The sequence below is a fragment of the Actinomycetospora sp. genome (genome assembly GCF_055612215.1).
On sequence record NZ_JBVPVA010001132.1, the window covers coordinates 1 to 2,620 of the forward strand.

The following is a 2,620-nucleotide window of genomic DNA, read 5'->3' on the forward strand; positions in this document are numbered from 1 at the left end:
GGCTGCGGCGCGAGCCCGGTGGCGGTCGCGGCCACCGCGCCGACGGCGAGCACCCACCGACCCGGTCGCGGTGCCCGCAGCCCCGCCGCGACGGCCAGGTAGAGGAGGCCGAGCAGGATGAGCGTGGTGGTCATGACCCACCGGTCCGCCGCCCCGCGCCCGGCGAGCGTGCTCACCGTCTGGCGCACCGGGTCGTACCCGCCCGGGCGCTGCACGGCCTGGGCCAGCAGGACCCCGACCACGAGCACCAGCGGCGCCAGTCCGGCGAGCACCAGCACGGTCGGCTCGCGCATCGGGCCGGGCCGCTGCCCCATCCGCACCCGGGCGACGTCGGACAGGAGCGCGGCCACGGGAGAACCTCCTCGATCGTCGGGACGGCGCGGCTACCCCGACCTCGGACGCCGGGACACGGCGCGCGGGCCGGCCCCGCTCACCAGGCGCGGGGTAGGTCGATCTCCTCGACGCCGGTCTCGACGGCACGGAGGATCTCCTCGGCGACGTGCTCGGCGGTGTCACCGCCGCCGGGTGGCCCGCCGAAGCGGTCCGCGCCGGCCTGCAGCCTGTCGTGGAACTCCGACTGCGTGTAGGTCGGCAGGACGGTCGAGACGACGATCCCGGCGTCGGCGAACTCGATCCGCGCGACGGCGGACAGCATGTTCAGCGCGGACTTCGTCGCGGCGTACGCGCCGAGGCCGGGGATGGCGCGGCGGCTCGTGCCGGAGCTGATGTTGACGATCGCGCCCTCGCCGCGCACGCGCATCGGCGGCACGACGGCCTGCATCATCGCCAGCGCCGAGCCGACGTTGAGGTCGAGGATCGCGGCGTAGTCCTCCGGGTCGACCTCCGCCAACGGCAGGTGCAGGCCGCGCCCCGCGTTGTTGACGAGCACGTCGACGCGCCCGAACCGCTCGAGCGCCGCGTCGACGATCCGGCGGCGGTCCTCGGCGCGCGTCACGTCGGCCGTGACGGCGAGCGAGCCCTCGAGCTCCTTCCCGAGCGCGGCCAGCCGGTCCTCGCGCCGCGCGGCGAGGACGACGTGCGCGCCGCGGGAGTGGGCGAGGCGGGCGGTCGCCTCGCCGATGCCGGACGAGGCGCCGGTGACGACGACGACGCGATCGGTGATGTCCATGGTCCCGGACTTGCCGCTCCCGGGCGGGGGCAACCGCGTCAGCCCGTGGCGCCGGCCCGTCGCGCGACGTCCATGACGTACTCGCCGTAGCGGGACTTGGCCTGGGCGGCGCCGAGGCGCAGGGCGTCGTCGGGGGTGATCCAGTCCTCGCGCAGCGCGATCTCCTCCAGACAGGCGATCCGGACGCCCTGGCGGTGCTCGAGCACGGCGACGTACTGGCCGGCCTCGAGCATCGAGTCGTGGGTGCCGGTGTCGAGCCAGGCGAAGCCGCGGCCGAGGCGGCTGACGCGAAGCTTGCCCGCGTCCAGATAGGCGCGGTTGACGTCGGTGATCTCGAGCTCGCCGCGCGGAGACGGCTTCACCGCCGCGGCGATGTCGAGCACCTTGTTGTCGTAGAAATAGAGGCCGGTCACCGCCCAGCTCGACGGCGGATTGGCAGGCTTCTCGACGATGTCGGTCGCTTCCCCCGTGTCGGGATCGAAGGAGACCACGCCGTAGCGCTCGGGATCCTCGACATGGTAGGCGAAGACGGTGGCGCCCTCGGTCTGCGCGGCGCCTTCCTGGCAGAGCGCGGAAAGGCCGGCGCCGTAGAAGATGTTGTCGCCCAGGATCAGCGCGACGCTGTCGTCGCCGACGAACTCCCTGCCGATGATGAACGCCTGGGCGAGCCCTTCCGGCCGCGGCTGCTCGGAATAGCTTAGCGAGATGCCCATCGCGCTTCCGTCGCCGAGCAGCGTTCGGAAATGGGGAAGATCGTGCGGAGTCGAGATGATCAGTATCTCTCGGATCCCGGCGAGCATCAGGGTCGCCAGCGGATAATAGATCATCGGCTTGTCGTAGACCGGGAGCAGCTGCTTCGAGACGGCCAGAGTCACCGGATAGAGCCGCGTCCCGCTGCCGCCCGCCAATATGATGCCCTTCAACCTTCGTCTCCGCTTGTCGTTTGCGCTGATTGCGCCCGGCGGGGCGCGAGGGGCGCCGACGCGCGCGCGCGGCAGGCCGGCCACCGCCTTAGCGGCATCGCCTGGCGATTGCGACGGCCTTTGAGCGCCCGCGCGAGGATTGCGCCCGGGGAGCCGCCGAGGGGACAAACATCTTGTTCTTGGGCCAAATCGCCGTCAGGAGCAGGCGATCCCGACCCTGACGCAAAGCACGACCCCGACGGCATGAAGATCTCCGTTGCCATGGCGACCTACAACGGCGCGCGCTACATCGGCGAGCAGCTGGCGAGCCTGGCCGCGCAGGCCCGACTTCCCGACGAGCTCGTCGTCTGCGACGACGCGTCGAGCGACGGCACCGCCGAGATCGTCGAGCGCTTCGCTGCGACGGCCCCCTTCCCCGTCCGGGTGGAGCGCAACCCGGCGAATCTCGGCTTCAACGGCAATTTCGGGCGCGCCCTCTCGCTGGCCCAAGGCGACCTGGTGTTCCTCAGCGACCAGGACGACGTCTGGTACCCGGAGAAGATCGCGGCGGGCGTCGCCTTCATGGAGG

The 2,620-nt window shown here is 72.0% G+C and carries 4 protein-coding genes; 1 reads left to right on the plus strand and 3 read right to left on the minus strand.

Features of this window, described 5'->3' with window-relative positions; genetic code table 11:
* From AC0CYZ_RS30420 to rfbA, 3 genes are all read right to left on the minus strand, one after another.
* A partial coding sequence (locus AC0CYZ_RS30420; protein WP_472221847.1) for a DUF998 domain-containing protein occupies positions 1-350 on the minus strand: 350 nt, incomplete at its 3' end.
* 80 nt (positions 351-430) lie between these two features.
* Positions 431-1,129 (minus strand): SDR family NAD(P)-dependent oxidoreductase, encoded by a 699-nt coding sequence (locus AC0CYZ_RS30425; protein ID WP_472221849.1) that lies wholly within the window; start codon positions 1,127-1,129, stop codon positions 431-433.
* A gap of 38 nt (positions 1,130-1,167) precedes the next feature.
* Entirely contained in the window at positions 1,168-2,052 is an 885-nt protein-coding gene (gene rfbA, locus AC0CYZ_RS30430) for a glucose-1-phosphate thymidylyltransferase RfbA (RefSeq protein WP_472221851.1), read from the minus strand.
* Between the two features lie 261 nt (positions 2,053-2,313).
* Here rfbA and AC0CYZ_RS30435 point away from each other — a divergent pair.
* On the plus strand, positions 2,314-2,620 hold a 307-nt coding region (locus AC0CYZ_RS30435), incomplete at its 3' end, for a glycosyltransferase (protein WP_472221850.1).

Excerpts from the sequence above, each read along its gene's own strand:
- AC0CYZ_RS30425 (WP_472221849.1), bottom strand. The coding sequence starts at position 1,129 with ATGGACATCACCGATCGCGTCGTCGTCGTCACCGGCGCCTCGTCCGGC.